Annotated in this window: 17 protein-coding genes; 11 read left to right on the top strand and 6 right to left on the bottom strand. The window is 58.5% G+C overall.

Annotated features, from left to right (window positions below; translation table 11 throughout):
- Nucleotides 1-58 precede the first annotated feature (58 nt).
- The 3 genes from ACLI4M_RS16655 (at nucleotide 59) to ACLI4M_RS16645 (ending at nucleotide 2,432) form a co-directional block, all read left to right on the top strand.
- Nucleotides 59-1,102, top strand: coding sequence for an NADP-dependent oxidoreductase (locus ACLI4M_RS16655; RefSeq protein ID WP_133624142.1), 1,044 nt, complete (start codon nucleotides 59-61; stop codon nucleotides 1,100-1,102).
- On the top strand, nucleotides 1,099-1,779 hold the full coding sequence (locus tag ACLI4M_RS16650; RefSeq protein WP_133624143.1) for a type 1 glutamine amidotransferase domain-containing protein: 681 nt from the start codon (nucleotides 1,099-1,101) through the stop codon (nucleotides 1,777-1,779). Before ACLI4M_RS16655 ends, ACLI4M_RS16650 begins: the two co-directional genes overlap by 4 nt.
- A 176-nt stretch (nucleotides 1,780-1,955) precedes the next feature.
- Nucleotides 1,956-2,432 carry a kinase inhibitor gene (locus ACLI4M_RS16645; protein WP_048916689.1) on the top strand — a complete coding sequence of 159 codons (477 nt, stop codon included), beginning with the start codon at nucleotides 1,956-1,958 and terminating at the stop codon, nucleotides 2,430-2,432.
- A 229-nt stretch (nucleotides 2,433-2,661) separates the two neighbouring features.
- On the opposite strand, the gene pgl is transcribed toward ACLI4M_RS16645, so the two are convergent.
- A complete protein-coding gene (gene pgl, locus ACLI4M_RS16640) occupies nucleotides 2,662-3,654 on the bottom strand; it encodes a 6-phosphogluconolactonase (RefSeq protein ID WP_133624144.1) in 993 nt (330 codons plus the stop codon).
- Nucleotides 3,655-3,769: 115 nt separating this feature from the next.
- Here pgl and ACLI4M_RS16635 point away from each other — a divergent pair, with 115 nt between their 5' ends.
- Nucleotides 3,770-4,588, top strand: a complete 819-nt coding sequence (locus ACLI4M_RS16635; RefSeq protein WP_133624145.1) for a pyridoxal phosphatase — start codon at nucleotides 3,770-3,772, stop codon at nucleotides 4,586-4,588.
- Between the two features lie 14 nt (nucleotides 4,589-4,602).
- Here ACLI4M_RS16635 and modC read toward each other — a convergent pair whose 3' ends face one another.
- From modC to ACLI4M_RS16615, 4 genes are all read right to left on the bottom strand, one after another.
- Entirely contained in the window at nucleotides 4,603-5,661 is a 1,059-nt protein-coding gene (gene modC / locus ACLI4M_RS16630) for a molybdenum ABC transporter ATP-binding protein ModC (protein ID WP_253538663.1), read from the bottom strand.
- Nucleotides 5,661-6,350 (bottom strand): molybdate ABC transporter permease subunit, encoded by a 690-nt coding sequence (gene modB, locus ACLI4M_RS16625; protein ID WP_133625101.1) that lies wholly within the window; start codon nucleotides 6,348-6,350, stop codon nucleotides 5,661-5,663. The genes modC and modB overlap by 1 nt, the downstream gene beginning before the upstream one ends.
- A 111-nt stretch (nucleotides 6,351-6,461) precedes the next feature.
- Nucleotides 6,462-7,244, bottom strand: a complete 783-nt coding sequence (gene modA, locus ACLI4M_RS16620) for a molybdate ABC transporter substrate-binding protein (RefSeq protein ID WP_133624146.1) — start codon at nucleotides 7,242-7,244, stop codon at nucleotides 6,462-6,464.
- A gap of 171 nt (nucleotides 7,245-7,415) precedes the next feature.
- The gene (locus ACLI4M_RS16615; protein ID WP_133624147.1) at nucleotides 7,416-7,580 is read right to left on the bottom strand and encodes an AcrZ family multidrug efflux pump-associated protein; all 165 of its coding nucleotides are present in this window, start codon (nucleotides 7,578-7,580) and stop codon (nucleotides 7,416-7,418) included.
- Nucleotides 7,581-7,735: 155 nt separating this feature from the next.
- On the opposite strand from ACLI4M_RS16615, the gene modE reads away from it, so the two are divergent.
- The 6 genes from modE to gpmA all read left to right on the top strand — a co-directional run bounded on the left by modE (nucleotide 7,736) and on the right by gpmA (nucleotide 14,587).
- Nucleotides 7,736-8,515 carry a molybdenum-dependent transcriptional regulator gene (gene modE, locus ACLI4M_RS16610; protein WP_133624148.1) on the top strand — a complete coding sequence of 260 codons (780 nt, stop codon included), beginning with the start codon at nucleotides 7,736-7,738 and terminating at the stop codon, nucleotides 8,513-8,515.
- A 74-nt stretch (nucleotides 8,516-8,589) separates the two neighbouring features.
- Nucleotides 8,590-10,059 (top strand): molybdate ABC transporter ATP-binding protein ModF, encoded by a 1,470-nt coding sequence (gene modF, locus ACLI4M_RS16605; protein ID WP_133624149.1) that lies wholly within the window; start codon nucleotides 8,590-8,592, stop codon nucleotides 10,057-10,059.
- A 386-nt stretch (nucleotides 10,060-10,445) separates the two neighbouring features.
- A complete protein-coding gene (gene galT / locus ACLI4M_RS16600; protein ID WP_133624150.1) occupies nucleotides 10,446-11,492 on the top strand; it encodes a galactose-1-phosphate uridylyltransferase in 1,047 nt (348 codons plus the stop codon).
- Between the two features lie 2 nt (nucleotides 11,493-11,494).
- Nucleotides 11,495-12,643, top strand: a complete 1,149-nt coding sequence (gene galK, locus ACLI4M_RS16595; RefSeq protein ID WP_133624151.1) for a galactokinase — start codon at nucleotides 11,495-11,497, stop codon at nucleotides 12,641-12,643.
- Nucleotides 12,637-13,677, top strand: coding sequence for a galactose-1-epimerase (gene galM, locus ACLI4M_RS16590; protein WP_133624152.1), 1,041 nt, complete (start codon nucleotides 12,637-12,639; stop codon nucleotides 13,675-13,677). Before galK ends, galM begins: the two co-directional genes overlap by 7 nt.
- Nucleotides 13,678-13,834: 157 nt before the next feature.
- Entirely contained in the window at nucleotides 13,835-14,587 is a 753-nt protein-coding gene (gpmA, locus tag ACLI4M_RS16585; RefSeq protein ID WP_048916699.1) for a 2,3-diphosphoglycerate-dependent phosphoglycerate mutase, read from the top strand.
- A 62-nt stretch (nucleotides 14,588-14,649) separates the two neighbouring features.
- Here gpmA and aroG read toward each other — a convergent pair whose 3' ends face one another.
- Nucleotides 14,650-15,702: a 3-deoxy-7-phosphoheptulonate synthase AroG gene (aroG, locus tag ACLI4M_RS16580; RefSeq protein WP_133624153.1), complete on the bottom strand. Its 1,053-nt coding sequence runs from the start codon at nucleotides 15,700-15,702 to the stop codon at nucleotides 14,650-14,652.
- 268 nt (nucleotides 15,703-15,970) lie between these two features.
- On the opposite strand from aroG, the gene ACLI4M_RS16575 reads away from it, so the two are divergent.
- Nucleotides 15,971-16,294, top strand: coding sequence for a protein YbgS (locus ACLI4M_RS16575; RefSeq protein ID WP_062818343.1), 324 nt, complete (start codon nucleotides 15,971-15,973; stop codon nucleotides 16,292-16,294).
- Nucleotides 16,295-16,583 lie beyond the last annotated feature (289 nt).

The raw sequence follows: 16,583 nt of genomic DNA, 5'->3' as shown, positions 1-16,583 counted from the left end.
TACGCTTTTAGAACGTTTTTAAGCGGCACTACTGCCGCATTAAGAAATCGGAGGAACTATGCCACAAGATAAACAGACCAACCGCCGCCTGCTGCTGGCCTCACGCCCGCACGGTGCGCCGACCGAGGCGAACTTCCGCCTGGAATCTCAGCACGTGCCGCAGCCCGCTCAGGGACAGGTGCTGCTGCGCACCGTCTGGCTCTCCCTCGACCCTTACATGCGCGGGCGCATGAGCGACGCCCCTTCCTACGTTCCGCCGGTCGCGCTGAATGAGGTGATGTGCGGCGGCACGGTAGCGATTGTTGAGCGCTCAGAAAATCCTGATTTCAGCGCGGGCGACTGGGTGGTGAGCGGCAACGGCTGGCAGGATTTCGCGCTGTCTGACGGGCGAGACCTGCTTAAGCTCAGCGGCCCGGTGCTGGAACACCCTTCCTGGGCGCTGGGCATGTTGGGCATGCCGGGCTTCACCGCCTATATGGGCCTGCTGGATATCGGTAACCCGCAGCCGGGCGAGACGGTGGTGGTCGCGGCCGCCACGGGGGCTGTCGGTTCGCTGGTCGGGCAGATCGCCAAAATCAAGGGCTGCCACGTGGTCGGGATTGCGGGCGGTGCGGAGAAATGCCGCTACGCCGAAGAGAAGCTGGGCTTCGACCGCTGCCTGGATCACCGCGATGACAATCTGGAACAGCAGCTGAAGCGCCACTGCCCGGATGGTATCGATGTCTACTTTGAAAGCGTCGGTGGGCGGGTATTCGATGCGATATTACCTCTGATGAATACCAAAGGGCGCATCCCGGTCTGCGGGCTGATAGCCGACTACAACAGCACCGGCGTTCCTGCCGGCCCTGACCGTCTGCCGCTGCTGCAAAGTGCGATCCTGCGCAAACGCCTGCGCGTGCAGGGCTTTATCATTAACCAGGACTACGGCCACCGCTTTGACGAGTTTTTCCGCCAGATGAGCCAGTGGGTGGCGGAAGATCGCCTGGTGTTCCGCGAACATATTGTCGACGGTCTGGATAAGGCACCAGAAACCTTTATCGGCATGCTGCAGGGGGAAAACTTCGGCAAGGTGGTGATTCGCGTTGCGGGGGATCGGCCGTGAGGATCCTGATGGTATTAACCTCCCACGATAAGCTGGGCGATAGCGGTAAAAAGACCGGCTTCTGGCTGGAGGAGTTTGCCGCGCCGTACTATGTCTTTTTTGACGCCCATATCAATGTGGTGCTGGCTTCTCCCGCCGGGGGGCAGCCGCCGCTCGACCCGGTCAGCGACGCCCCGGATGCACAAACTCCCGATACCGAACGCTTCCGCCAGGACCCCATTGCTCAGCAGGCGCTGGCCAATACGCAGCAGCTGAAAAATATCGATCCCGGCCATTACGATGCGGTGTTCTACCCCGGGGGCCACGGCCCGCTGTGGGACTTAGCGGAAGATGAAGCCAGTATTGCTTTAATCGAAACGCTGTTCGCCAACGGTAAACCGGTTGCCGCCGTCTGCCACGCGCCGGGCGTGCTGCGCCACGCCAGGAAACCGGACGGTACGCCGCTGGTGGCGGGCAAACGGGTGACCGGCTTTACCAACAGCGAGGAGCATGCCGTTGGGCTGACGAATATGGTACCTTTTTTGGTTGAGGACGAGCTGAAAAAGCTTGGCGGCCAGTTTGAACACACGGATAACTGGGGTGTTTATGTCCTGACCGACGGCCACCTGGTCACCGGACAAAACCCGGCCTCCTCCGCTGCTGCGGCCGAAGAGCTGCTGAAGTTGTTACATCAATAATTGCTAACCAAAATAGTTGAGGTTGCATCAAGGCGACAAGAGAATGACAAATCAGTCAGGAACCGATTTGAACGCTGTTTACAGCGGCCCCCTAAGGGGTGAGGGCCAGGGATGGCCCGAATAACGAGCGCAGTTAACGCAGATGCAGCCTCAAATATGAAAGTTAAGGAGTTGGAATGAAGCTTTTGAGTCACGATTTTAACGACGGCGATAAGCTGCCGGAGCGCCAGGTATTGAATGCGATGGGCTATCAGGGTGATAACCTGTCGCCGCACCTGAAGTGGGATGACGTGCCTGCCGGCACCAAAAGTTTTGTTATCACCTGTTATGACCCCGATGCCCCCACCGGCTCCGGCTGGTGGCACTGGGTGGTGGCGAACCTGCCAGCCGGGGTGCGCGAGCTTCCGCAGGGCGCCGGTTCCGGCAAAGCGGAGCTGCCAGCCGGCGCGGTGCAGACGCGCACCGATTTCGGCAGCGCAGGTTACGGCGGCGCGGCACCGCCGAAAGGCGAATCGCACCGTTATATCTTTACCGTGCATGCCATTGATGTAGAGACGCTGGAAGTGGATGAGAACGCCAGTGGCGCTATGGTCGGTTTCAACGTGCATTTCCATTCGCTGGGCAGCGCTTCCATTACGGCGATCTATTCGTAGTTAAGCTGGATGGACGGGTTGGCTTAAGACCTGTAGGGGCGGACCGCTGTTTGGGTCCGCCCCTTTTTCGTTGCGCCGCTGCCTGATGAGAGAATTAACCCAGGCTCCAGGCATGCGTGGATCTGTCATGAATGTTCGAGAATTAACGTAGGGTCCAGGCATGCCTGGACCGGGCGGGTCATGACCCGCCCCTACAGCGATCCCCTAGCATGCCTGACCGCTACGGGCATTAAGCCAGTGAGTGAATCACCACCCACATCGGGCCCTGACCAACTGCGTAGCGCGCCAGCGGCTGCAGCAGGCCACGATCGGAAGTGATTTTGTACACCTCAATATGATGCGACTTCTGCCCTGCCGCCACCAGATACTGGCCGCTGCGATCGATATTAAAACCGCGTGGCTGGGTTTCGGTTGGCTGATAGCCTTCAATCGTTAACGCCGCGCCGTCGGCGCTGATGCTGAACACGGTAATCATGCTGGCGGTACGGTCACAGCTGTACAGATGGCGACCATCCGGGGTGATATGAATATCTGCCGCCCAGCGCGTGTCGCTGAAGCCTTCCGGCATCATATCCAGGCTCTGCACCTTCTGCACTTCGCTGGCGCTGATGTCCCAGACGTCGACGCTGCTGTCCAGTTCGTTGACGCAGTAGGCGTAACGCTGGTTCGGGTGGAACACCATATGGCGCGGACCGGCACCTTTGGTGGTGCTGACTTCCGCCTGCGGGCGTGCCGTCAGCTTGCCGTCTTCACCCAGCGTAAACAGGCAGATGCGGTCCTGCTTCAGCGCCGGAACAAACAGCGTGTTGTTACCGAGATCGATATTGGCAGAGTGGCAGCCTTCCAGCCCTTTCACCACCTCCAGCGGCGCACCCGGCAGGCCATCGGCAGCAATCGGGCTGACGCTGACGCAGGCATCGTTATAGGAACCCACGAAAATAAAGCGCCCGTTACGGTCGGTAGAAATATGCGTCGGGCTGCCAGGCAGCGGCGCATGGCCGGCTTCTTTCAGCTTACCTTCGGCATCAATCTGATAGGCCACCACGCGGAAATCCGGGCGCACGCCCACATACAGAAACGCTTTGTCCGGGCTGACCACCATTGGCTGAACCTGGCCCGGTGCATCAACCACCTGCAGCAGCGTCAGTGCGCCGTCATCATGCAACTGCCAGGCGTGGATCTGATGGCTTTCCGGGCTGGCGGTATAAACAACTTGTTTCATGAATGCTCCTTGTTCTGAACGGGATATCAGGTGAATGGATTATTGCACCGCCAGTTTTAAAGCTGGCGTCACAAGGTGTACACTTACTGGCTTACTTCGAGTCACGGAATCGCACATGAGCTATCGCATCATCGCCCTCGATCTGGACGGCACGCTGTTAACCCCGACGAAAACCATTCTGCCAGAATCGCTTGCCGCGCTGAAAAAAGCGCAGCAGGCGGGAATAAAAATCCTGATCGTGACCGGTCGCCATCACGTTGCCATCCACCCTTTTTATCAGGCACTGGCGCTCGATACACCTGCAATCTGCTGTAATGGCACTTATTTGTATGATTATCAGACTAAAACGGTGCTCGAGAGCGATCCGCTGCCGCAGGAGCAGGCGCTGCGCGTCGTGGAGATGCTGGACGACGCGGGCATCCACGGCCTGCTGTATGTCGATAATGCCATGCTGTATCAGACTGAAACCGGCCACGTGACGCGCACCATTAACTGGGGACTGTCGCTGCCGGAACACCAGCGCCCGACATTCTTACAGGTTGACAGCCTGGCCGACGCGGCACGCAGTGCTGAATCGATTTGGAAATTTGCCCTGTCCCATGCAGACACCGACGCGCTGCAGCAGTTCGCGCAAAAAGTTGAAGCTGAAATGGGGCTGGCCTGCGAGTGGTCCTGGCATGACCAGGTGGATATTGCCAAAGCGGGCAACAGCAAAGGCAAGCGCCTGGCGCAGTGGGTAGCCGCGAACGGCTACCAGATGAGCGAGGTGATTGCGTTCGGCGATAACTATAACGATCTCAGCATGCTGGAGACCGTTGGCTTAGGCGTGGCGATGGGCAATGCGGACGATGCCATCAAAGCGCGGGCGAAACGCGTCATTGGCACCAACCTCGAGAGCGGGATTGCCGATACCCTTTACCGCGAAGTGCTGTAATCAGAGCGTGTCGATCAGGTGGTGATCGACACGCTTTTGATCTGCGCATATAGCCACATATTGGGCTTAATCATCAGTTCATCGCGCGCCCAGGGCGTGATGCGCGCCCACAGCTCGCTCTGCCCCACCAGCAGCTTGACTTCGATCTGATGGTCAATCTCCAGCAGTTCTGCCACTTTCGCCGGGATCACATTGCGAATGCTGCTGTTGACCGGGGGTTTTAATATCAGCGAAACATCCGCCGACTGAATGCGAATACGCAGCGGCGTACCCTGCGGGGCATCCACCCGGTTCACCCAGATATGCTGATCGCCCAGCGACAGCGCGGTCATCTGGTAGTGAGGATGCTGTTCCAGCACCATCACGCGCAGGATACTGCTCTGATCGCTTCTTGGCAGCCACGGGCGCATCGCGCTGCTGGCCCAGACGCGCTCCAGCGGGCCAAAGGCTTTCACCTCACCTTTATCCAGCACCATCACGTTATCCGCCAGATGCAGCAGTTCGTCGAGGCTGTGGCTGACGTAAAGGATCGGCGTTTCCACCTGGCGTGCCAACGTCTGCAGCCAGGCCAGCAGCTCGCGCTTGCGCGGCAGATCCAGCGAGGCCAGCGGTTCATCCATCAGCAGGATTTCCGGCGCGCTCAGCAGCGCACGGCCGATCGCCACGCGCTGTTTTTCGCCGCCGGACAGCGACCACGGATAGCGATCCAGCAGCGCTTCAATACCCAGCAGCCGCACCAGCGAATCGAACTGCGCGCGCATCGACTTCGCCATGCCATATTCCAGATTGCCGCGCACCCGGTAGTGCGGGAACAGACGCGCATCCTGGAACACATAGCCGATACGCCGTTTTTCCGGCGGCAGCCAGACGCCGTTTTCCGCATCGCTCAGCAGGCGCCCGTTGAGGGCGATGGTGCCGCGTTGCGGTTTGGTCAGGCCACCAATGGCGTTAATTAACGAGGTTTTTCCGGCGCCGGAGACGCCAAAAATGGCGGTTACGCCATGAGCGGGCACGCTGGCGTTAATCGTCAGGGTGTGGTCGCCCTGCTGCTGGCTGAAATCGAGTTCTAACATCAGAGACCTAAACGCTTACGACCCCAGCGGGTCAGCCATTCGGAAAGCAGCAATGAAACCAGCGCCAGCAGGATAGCAATGACGCACAGACGCGCCGCCGCCCCTTCCGCACCGGGCGTTTCAATCAGCGTATACATGGCGGACGGCAGCGTGCGCGTCTCGCCGGGAATGTTAGAGACAAAAGTAATGGTGGCACCAAACTCGCCGAGCGAGCGGGCGAAGGCTAACACGGTGCCGACGATAATCCCCGGCAGGGTCAGCGGCAGCGTGATGGTAAAGAACACCCGCCAGCGCCCGGCGCCCAGCGTGCGCGCCGCCTGCTCCAGCCGGCTATCAACTGCTTCCAGCGCCAAACGGATGGCGCGCACCATCAGTGGAAAAGCGATCACCGCCGAAGCCAGCGCCGCCCCGCGCCAGCTGAAGGCGAAGCTGAAGCCAAACCAGTCATAAAGATATTCCCCCAAAAATCCGCGGCGCCCGAATCCGAGCAGCAGCAGATAGCCCACCACCACCGGGGGCAGCACCAGCGGCAGGTGGATAACGCTGTCGAGCAGGGTTTTGCCGGGAAACTGGCGACGAACCAGGATCCAGGCCAACAGGATGCCAAACGGCAGGCTACAGGCGACCGCGACCACGGACACTTTCAGGCTGAGGGCGACGGCCTGCCATTCTGGCTCACTGAGAAACATCATTTTAACCTTCATCCTTTAAACTGCAGCTGCGTTGGCTGCTCTCATTCACCCCAGTTACTGACTTGAGTAAGCACCTGGGGCTTCACTCAACTGCCGCCTTGCTGCAGCTTAAAAGCTTTTGGTTAACGGGGAGAATCCATACTGTTTGAACACGGCTGCGGCCTGCGGCCCTTTCAGATAGTTGTAGAACGCGGTGACGCTGGCGCTGTTATGGTCTTTCACCATGGCCATCGGGTACTCCACCGGTTTGTGGCTGGCCTGCGGGAAGGTGCCGACGACCGTCACTTTTTTACTGGCGATAGCGTCTGAACCATACACGATACCGTAAGGGGTTTCATCACGTTCAACCAGCGCCAGGGCGGCACGCACGCTGTTAGCCGGGGCCAGCATCGGCGAGACCTGCTGCCAGGCGCCCAGTTTCTGTAAGGCCTCTTTGGCGTAGATCCCAGCCGGAACGTGATCCGGATCGCCAACCGCCAGACGCTGCCCTTTCAGCAGGCTTTTCCAGTCGGTTTTTTCACTGATGGTAACGGCCTGCGCTTGCGTCGCGGTCGGCGCCACCAGTACCAGATCGTTGCCCAGCAGGGTGAAGCGGCTGGCGTCATCAATGGTTTTCTTCCCGGAGGCGTAATCCATCCACTGCTGATCGGCGGAGATAAACAGATCGGCCGGCGCGCCCTGCTCAATCTGGCGCGCCAGCGTTGACGAGGAAGCAAAAGAAGAGACAATTTTGACCTCTTTGCCTTTCTCATACTGGCTGGCGATATCCTGCAGTGCATTGGTCAGGGAAGCGGCGGCAAACACGGTGATGTTCTCGGCCGCCATCGCGTGGCCGCCAACGCTCAGACTGACGGCCGCCGCAGCCAGCCACGAGTTCCAGTTTACAGACATGATGTTTCTCCGGTTTCAGGGGTTACGTTATATACTTTATGATATAGCGATGCATTACCCTCTGCCACAGTAAATATCGGCATTGGCGGGAAGAAGTTTAATCGGCGGGAAGTGGGATGATAGAAAAGCAAACGCCCGGAGGTCCGGGCGTTTAGAATGGCGCAATCAGTGTTACTGAACGATGCGGTCTTTCTTCGCGGGATGCTCGCTGCGGTGACCGATTTTCGAGATCACGTTGAAGACTTCACCCAGTCCCCAGATCAGGCCGAGAATAATTGCCATCACGATTGGCACCATAATAATTGCTACGGCCAGGCCTTTCAGTAATTCCAGCATGGAAGCCTCATCTTGCTGAAGAAAAAAGTTATTGTAACGGTAGTCTGTAAGAATGCACTGACCTTTTGTGCTTTCGTGCGCTTTTTATTGCCAGTGCTTCTAATGCGGCAGTAGCTGCTACAATCGCCGGCCAAAACTTATCACCCGGAGGATCTATGCAGGCTGAAATTGCCCTGATACTGAAACGACAGCAGCGGCTGTTCGCCGACCCGCGCCGTATTGAACTGCTGCGCCAGGTGAAAGAGAGCGGATCGATCAGTCAGGGCGCGAAGCTGGCGGGCATCAGCTACAAAAGCGCCTGGGATGCCATCAATGAGATGAACCAGCTGGCAGAGCGCACGCTGGTCGAGCGCGCCACCGGCGGGAAAGGCGGCGGCGGCGCGCAGGTGACCGCCTGGGGAGAGCGCCTGCTGGATTTGTACGCCCTGCTTGAGCAGATCCAGCAGAGAGCATTTGATGTATTGCAGGAGGATGCCGCGCCCGGCAGTCTGTTAGCCGCGATTGCGCGCTTTTCCCTGCAGACCAGCGCGCGCAACCAGTTCTTTGGCACCATCATCAGCCGCGACAATCAGCCGGTGCAGCAGCACGTCAGCGTGCAGCTGGCCGATGGCGTCACCCGGGTGCAGGTCGCGCTGACCGCTCAGAGCGCCGAGCGCCTGAGGCTTACGAGCGGTAAAGAGGTGCTGGTGCTGATTAAGGCGCCGTGGGTTGAGGTGTCCCGCCAGCGCGTCGAGGCGGACAACCAGCTCTCCGGCACCGTGCGCGAGATTGAACAGGGTGAGACGCACAGCGAAGTCCTCATCGCGCTGAGCGGCGGTGAAACCCTGTGCGCCACCGTGGACAATCAGCATATTGCCCAGCAAAAACTGCAGCCGGGCGCGGCGGTGACAGCATATTTTAATGCCGATCGCGCCATCATCGCGACGCTGCTCTGAATCCCGGGTGCAGGTTTGACAATCAGCAGCAGGAAGCCCCTAATGTTTTTGTAATGCATAAAATGGAATGAACAATGTCAACATTGCAAATTACGCAGGGCATCTTTCGCCTGAGCGATACCCGAACCCTGAACCTGAATGATTTAACCCTTAACGCCGGTGAAAGCTGGGCGTTTGTCGGCGCTAACGGCAGCGGTAAATCGTCGCTGGCGCGCGCGCTCTCCGGCGAACTGGCGCCGTCCAAAGGCAGCGTCAGCAGCCACTACCAGCGCCCGGTGCGCCTGTCGCTGGAGCAGCTGCAAAAGCTGGTCTCCGATGAGTGGCAGCGCAATAACACCGACCTGCTCAGCCCCGGCGAAGACGATACCGGCCGCACCGCCGCTGAGATTATTCAGGAAGAGGTCAAAGACCCCGCTCGCTGCCAGCAGCTGGCGACGCAGTTTGGCATTGCGCACCTGCTGACGCGCCGCTTTAAATATCTCTCAACCGGTGAGACGCGCAAAACGCTGCTGTGCCAGGCGCTGATGGCGCAGCCGGACCTGCTGATCCTCGATGAGCCGTTTGACGGCCTTGACGTCGATTCGCGCGCCAACCTGGCAAGCGTGCTGGGTGAGCTGCAGCAGCCCGGGTTTACCCTGGTGCTGGTGCTGAACCGCTTTGATGACATCCCCGATTTTATCGCGCACGTCGGCGTGCTGGCGGAGTGTACCCTGACCCACGTCGGCGCGCGTGATGCTATCCTCGCGCAAGCCCTGGTGGCACAGCTGGCGCACAGCGAGCAGCTGGCCGGCATGACGCTGCCGGAAGCTGACGATGCCGCCGCCATCCCAGCGCTGGCGGCCGGGGCACCGCTGATTGTGCTGCGCGACGGCGTGGTCTGCTATAACGATCGCCCGATCCTCAACCAGCTGAGCTGGCAGGTGGATCGCGGCCAGCACTGGCAGATTGTCGGCCCGAACGGCGCAGGGAAATCGACCCTGCTGAGCCTGGTTACCGGCGATCATCCGCAGGGTTACAGCAACGATTTAACCCTGTTTGGCCGCCGTCGCGGCAGCGGTGAAACCATCTGGGATATCAAGCAGCATATCGGCTACGTCAGCAGCAGTCTGCATCTTGATTACCGCGTCAGCAGCAGCGTGCGCAACGTGGTGATCTCCGGCTATTTTGACTCAATTGGCATTTATCAGGCGGTGTCGGACCGTCAGCAGGCGCTGGCCCGCGAGTGGCTGGCGCTGCTGGGAATGCACGGCGCGCTGGCCGACTCTCCGTTCCACGATCTGTCGTGGGGCCAGCAGCGGCTGGTGCTGATTGCGCGCGCGCTGGTGAAACATCCGGCGCTGCTGATCCTCGATGAGCCACTGCAGGGGCTGGACCCGATCAACCGCCTGCTGGTACGCCGCTTTATCGATGTGCTGATTGGCGAAGGCCGCACCCAGCTGCTGTTTGTCTCCCACCATGCCGAAGATGCGCCGCAGTGTATTACCCATCGTCTGAGCTTTGTGGCCGACGGCGACGGCTATCGTTATACGCAAGAGGCATTGTAGGTTTAACGGGGCAAGCGGAAAAAAGGTCGCCATTGCCTTCGTCGATATTCATCCGCACGGGGCGACCGGAAAAAATGGTCGTCATTACCTTCGTCGATAATCATCCACACGGGGCGACCGGAAAAAATGGTCGCCCCCTACAGGGTTCCGCGTAGGGGCTGACCTTCTGTTTCGGTCAGCCCATAATCATGATGTAACCGCTACCATTATTTCCCCCGCCTTGCCTGGTTATCCCTCATCCCTGCACTACTTTTATTGATACTTCGGATTTTTCAGCTTGTGTAAACGATTCCATTTATACAGACTTGATCACGCTTTCCGCAGCGACTCTGTGCTATTTTCCTTCACAGCAAAAAATGCATAAAAAAGGTTACCAGGAACTCAACATGCAGACATTTAATCCGGTCGATCACCCGCATCGCCGTTATAACCCACTGTCCGATCAGTGGATTCTGGTTTCACCCCACCGGGCCAAACGCCCCTGGCAGGGTGCGCAGGAAACCCCGTCGCAGGATAAACTGCCGGCGCACGATCCTGACTGCTTCCTCTGCCCCGGCAATACGCGCGTCACCGGGGATAAAAACCCCGACTACAGCAGCACCTACGTGTTTACCAATGACTTTGCCGCGCTGATGACCGATACCCCGGACGCGCCGGAAAGCGAAGATATGCTGATGCGCTGCGAGAGCGCGCGCGGCACCAGCCGGGTGATCTGCTTCTCCCCCGACCACAGCAAAACCCTGCCCGAGCTGACGGTTGCCGGGCTGGTTGAGGTGGTGAAAACCTGGCAGGAACAGAGCGCCGACCTCGGTCAGCACTATCCGTGGGTGCAGGTGTTTGAGAACAAAGGGGCGGCGATGGGCTGCTCCAACCCGCATCCGCACGGCCAGGTGTGGGCGAACAGCTTCCTGCCTAACGAAGCGAAGCGTGAAGACGATCTGCAGCGCGCGTATTTCAGCAAAAACGGTGCGCCGATGCTGGTGGACTACGCCGCACGCGAGCTAAAAGACGGCAGCCGCACGGTGGTCGAAACCGAACACTGGCTGGCCGTGGTGCCGTGGTGGGCAGCGTGGCCGTTTGAAACGCTGCTGCTGCCAAAGGCGCATATTAAACGCATCACCGATTTGAGTGAGGCGCAGCGCGACGATCTGGCGCTGGCGCTGAAAAAACTCACCAGCCGCTATGACAATCTGTTCCAGTGCTCTTTCCCTTATTCCATGGGCTGGCACGGCGCGCCGTTTAACAATGACGCCAACGACCACTGGCAGCTGCACGCGCACTTCTATCCCCCGCTGCTGCGCTCGGCCACGGTGCGTAAATTTATGGTCGGCTATGAAATGCTGGCTGAAACCCAACGTGATTTAACGGCGGAGCAGGCGGCAGAACGTCTGCGCGCCGTCAGCGATATTCATTTCCGTGAGACGGGAGCATAACCATGAGTTTACAGACCTCTACCCAGCAGATTTTCAGCAGCGCGTTTGGCTATGCTCCAGGCCACATTATTCAGGCACCGGGCCGCGTCAACCTGATCGGCGAACACACCGATTACAACGACGGTTTCGTGCTGCCGTGCGCCATTGATTACCAGACGGTGATCGCCTGCGCGAAACGCAGCGATCGTCAGGTGCGGGTTATCGCCGCCGATTACGAAAATCAGCAGGATATCTTCTCGCTGGACGAGGCGATCGAAAGCCACCCCGACCAGATGTGGTCAAACTACGTGCGCGGCGTGGTGAAGCACCTGCTGACCCGCTGCCCGGATTTTGCCGGTGTGGATATGGTGATTAGTGGCAACGTGCCGCAGGGCGCGGGCTTAAGCTCATCTGCCTCGCTGGAAGTGGCGGTCGGCACGGTGTTCAAACAGCTTTATCAGCTGCCGCTGGACGGCGCGGCTATCGCGGTCAACGGCCAGGAAGCGGAGAACCAGTTCGTCGGCTGTAACTGCGGAATTATGGATCAGCTGATCTCCGCACTGGGCAAGCAGGATCACGCCATGCTGCTCGACTGCCGCACGCTGGGCACGCGCCCGGTGCCGATGCCGTCCGATATTGCCGTGGTGATTATCAACTCCAACTTCCGCCGCAGCCTGGTGGGCAGCGAGTACAACACCCGCCGCCAGCAGTGTGAAGCAGGAGCGCAGTTCTTTGGTAAAAGCTCGCTGCGCGACGTCTCGCTGAGCGAATTTGAGGCGCGCGAGCACGAGCTTGACCCGCTGGTGGCGAAACGCGTGCGCCACGTGCTGACCGAAAATGCCCGCACGCTGGAAGCCGCCGACGTGCTGGCGAAAGGTGACCTGGCGCGCATGGCGGTACTGATGGCGGAATCCCACGCATCGATGCGTGACGACTTCGAGATTACCGTGCCGCCGGTCGACCAGCTGGTGGACATTGTCAAACAGACCCTCGGCGAACGCGGCGGCGTACGAATGACCGGGGGTGGTTTTGGCGGCTGCATCGTGGCGCTAATGCCGCTGGACCTGGTCGATGAGGTGAAAGCCGCCGTCGAAGCGCAGTATGAAGCGCAGTCCGGCATCAAAGAGACCTTCTACGTCTGCAAAGCGTCTGAAGGAGCGGGTGAATGCTAAACCTCAACCGCAACTCGCACGCCCCCGACGGCGCGGCGTGGCGCATCACCACCCTGCGCAACCGCAACGGGATGGTGGCAACATTTATGGACTGGGGCGCGACCTGGCTCTCCGCCCGCGTACCGATGGGTGACGGCAGCGTGCGCGAAGCGCTGCTCGGCTGCGCCACACCGTCCGACTATCTGCAGCAGTCGGCCTATCTCGGCGCCACGGTGGGCCGTTACGCTAACCGCATCGCCCATGCGCAGATCGCGCACGACGGCGTGACCTTCCCGCTGGCCGCCAATCAGGGCGAGCATCAGCTGCACGGCGGCCCGGGTGGCTTCCACAATCGCCGCTGGCAGATTGTCAGTCAAAGCGACAGCGAGGTGGAGTATCGCCTTGATTCGCCGGATGGCGATCAGGGCTTTCCGGGCAATTTGCTGGTCTCCCTGCGCTATCAGCTGAGCGACGACAACACCCTGGCGATTCACTACCACGCCACGGTGGATAAAGCCTGCCCGGTCAATCTGACCAACCACGCCTACTTCAACCTGGATGCGCAGCACGGCGATGCCCGCCAGCACCAGCTGTTGCTCAATGCCGATCGCTATCTGCCGGTGGACAGCGCGGGCATTCCCAATGCGCCGCTGAAGGACGTGGCGGGGAGCAGCTTTGATTTCCGCCAGCGGAAGAGCGTGCAGCAGGATTTCCTGCAGGATGACGACCAGCGTGCGGTAAAAGGCTACGACCACGCCTTCCTGTTAAATACCCAGGATGGCGAAAGTCCGGCTGCTCAGCTGTGGTCCGCCGATGGCAAACTGCGCCTCACGGTGTTTACCACCGCCCCGGCGCTGCAGTTCTACAGCGGGAATTATCTGGAAGGCACCCCGGCACGCGAACAGGGCGTCTATACTGCTTTCCAGGGGATTGCGCTGGAGAGCGAGTTTCTCCCCGACTCGCCGCATCATCCTGAGTATCCGCAGCCCGACTGCTGGCTGCAGCCAGGTGAATCGTATCAGTCAGTGACGCGTTACCAACTGACGGCGGTTTGATAAAGCGCATGAAAATCGCGCATCGCGAGCGTTACGGGCTTACGCGCTGCGCAGAATTCAGCTATGGTAATGCACATTAAAATTGCCGTGCGGTTCTTTCCGGCAGTTTACCGGTCACCATTATCATAGAAACGTAAAGTTATTAAGGAGTTAAGCTATGGCTGTAACTAAGCTGGTTCTGGTACGTCACGGCGAAAGCCAGTGGAACAACGAAAACCGTTTCACCGGTTGGTACGACGTTGACCTGTCAGACAAAGGCCGCACCGAGGCGAAAGCCGCTGGTCAGCTGTTGAAGAAAGAGGGTTTCACCTTCGATTTCGCTTACACCTCCGTGCTGAAACGTGCCATCCACACCCTGTGGAACATTCTGGATGAAGTTGACCAGGTGTGGCTGCCGGTCGAGAAATCCTGGCGCCTGAACGAGCGTCACTACGGTGCGCTGCAGGGTCTGGATAAAGCAGAAACCGCACAGAAATACGGTGACGATCAGGTTAAGCAGTGGCGTCGTGGCTTTGCCGTGACCCCACCAGAGCTGGACCGCGCCGATGAGCGTTTCCCTGGCCACGACCCGCGCTACGCGTCACTGACCGCTGAGCAGCTGCCAACCACCGAAAGCCTGGCGCTGACCATCGATCGCGTTCTGCCATACTGGAACGAATCTATCCTGCCACGTATGAAAAGCGGCGAGAAAGTGATCATCGCGGCCCACGGTAACTCCCTGCGTGCGCTGGTGAAATACCTGGACAACATGAGCGAAGAAGAGATCCTCGAGCTGAACATCCCAACCGGCGTGCCGCTGGTGTATGAGTTCGACGAAAACTTCAAACCAATCAAACACTACTACCTGGGCGATGCCGACGAGATTGCTGCGAAAGCCGCAGCCGTCGCGAACCAGGGTAAAGCAAAATAATTGCTGCTGATTTGATTGAAAAAAACCCGCCAGATGGCGGGTTTTTTATTGCCTGCAAGCCGTTACGCGCGGCGGGCTTTCACCGCGCTGGCCAGCTGGCGCAGCACGGTTTCAGTGTCCTGCCAGCCGATGCAGCCGTCGGTGACGCTTTTGCCGTACACCAGCGGTTCACCGCTCTCCAGGTTCTGATTGCCCTCGACCAGATGGCTCTCAATCATTACGCCGATAATTGCCTGCTCGCCGCCCGCAATCTGCTGCGCCACGTCAGTGGCAACATCCAGCTGCTTCTTAAACTGCTTGCTGCTGTTTGCATGGCTGAAGTCGATCATCACCTGGGCAGGCAGGCCGGCTTTTTCCAGACCGGCTTTCACCGCGCTGACGTGGTGAGCGCTGTAGTTTGGCTCTTTGCCGCCGCGCAGGATGATATGGCAGTCTTCGTTACCGCTGGTTTCCACAATCGCCGAGTGGCCATATTTGGTCACGGAGAGGAAACAGTGTGGCGCACTGGCCGCGCCGATGGCGTCGATAGCCACTTTGATGGTGCCGTCGGTGCCGTTCTTGAAACCTACCGGGCAGGAGAGGCCGGATGACAGCTCGCGGTGGACCTGCGATTCCGTGGTACGCGCGCCGATGGCGCCCCAGCTCATCAGATCGCCGACGTACTGTGGCGTGATCATATCGAGGAACTCACCCGCCGCCGGCAGGCCGCTGTCGTTGATCTCCACCAGCAGCTGGCGCGCAATACGCAGGCCGTCATTAATCTGGAAGCTGCCGTCCATATGGGGATCGTTGATCAGCCCTTTCCAACCCACGGTCGTACGGGGTTTTTCAAAATAGACGCGCATCACCACTTCCAGCGAGTCTTTCAGCTCGTCACGCAGCGCCAGCAGGCGGCCAGCGTACTCTTTAGCTGCCTTAGTATCATGGATAGAGCAGGGGCCGATCACCACCAGCAGGCGATCGTCATGGGAAGTCAGAATGTTATGGATTGCCTGGCGGGCCGAGGATACTGTTGCAGCAGCCTTGTCCGTGGCGGGGAATTTTTCAAATAACGCAACCGGAGGTAAAAGTTCTTTTATCTCTTTGATTCTTAAATCATCGTTTTGATAATTCATAATATTTCCAGGTTATTTCATTGCCATACTGCACACCAGGCGCATCTCCTCCAATTTATCGTGACTCCCGGTGACTGTAAATCGCCTTTCGCGGATTCGTTGCTGACGTGATTTGCTTTTTCTGGGAGCCCTACTACACTTTTAATCATTACCTCTTGAAATAAATCTATTTGCACAACTTATGATTGGCGAACGCCGCAATCACACTATTTTGTTTCAAACACCGTTAGATCTTGATGATGTCGTATTCAAAAATTAAAGGAGCATAATAATGAATAAGTTCTCTATGGTACTACTGACAGCCGCAATGACTCTGGGCAGCACCGCTGCAATGGCCGACGGTTCAGCAAATGCAGCGGCCGATGCCGGCGCAGTGGCTGGCAGCGCAAAAGAAAATATTGCGCCTAACAAAGTTGATAACGACAAAATCAACACTGGCCATGAAACTCAGCATAAAACCATGAAGCACCATAAGAAAATGAGTGCTGATGAGATCAACAAAAACACTCAGTGCAAAGATGGTAAATGTCCGGACATTAACAAAAAAGTCGGCGCTGATGCGAATACCAAAACTGACGGTACTTCGCAGTAACGTTTGCTGAATTCTGGCTGGCCGATTCTGGCTCGCCAAAAAAAGCATTTGGCTGACCGGAAAAGCTGGCTGACCGGAAAAGAGGGTCAGCCACTACATGACCGAGGCAGAACGTTAGCCATACGTCGAGACAGAATGTCAGCCGGTAGATCGAGGCAGAATGTCAGCCGTAGATCGAGGCAGAATGTCAGCCGGTGCATGACCCAGGAGAGCTTCGGCTCTCCTTTTCTCGTTTTTTTCCCGCCCACCTTCGGCTATCCTGAACCCCCTGCCTGATTTGGAACTGTTC

Source organism: Erwinia sp. LJJL01, from assembly GCF_047300805.2.
GTDB classification, from domain to species: Bacteria; Pseudomonadota; Gammaproteobacteria; order Enterobacterales; family Enterobacteriaceae; genus Erwinia; species Erwinia aphidicola.
The sequence above is the reverse complement of the archived record's forward strand: the minus strand, read 5'-3'. Positions and strand labels throughout refer to the sequence as shown.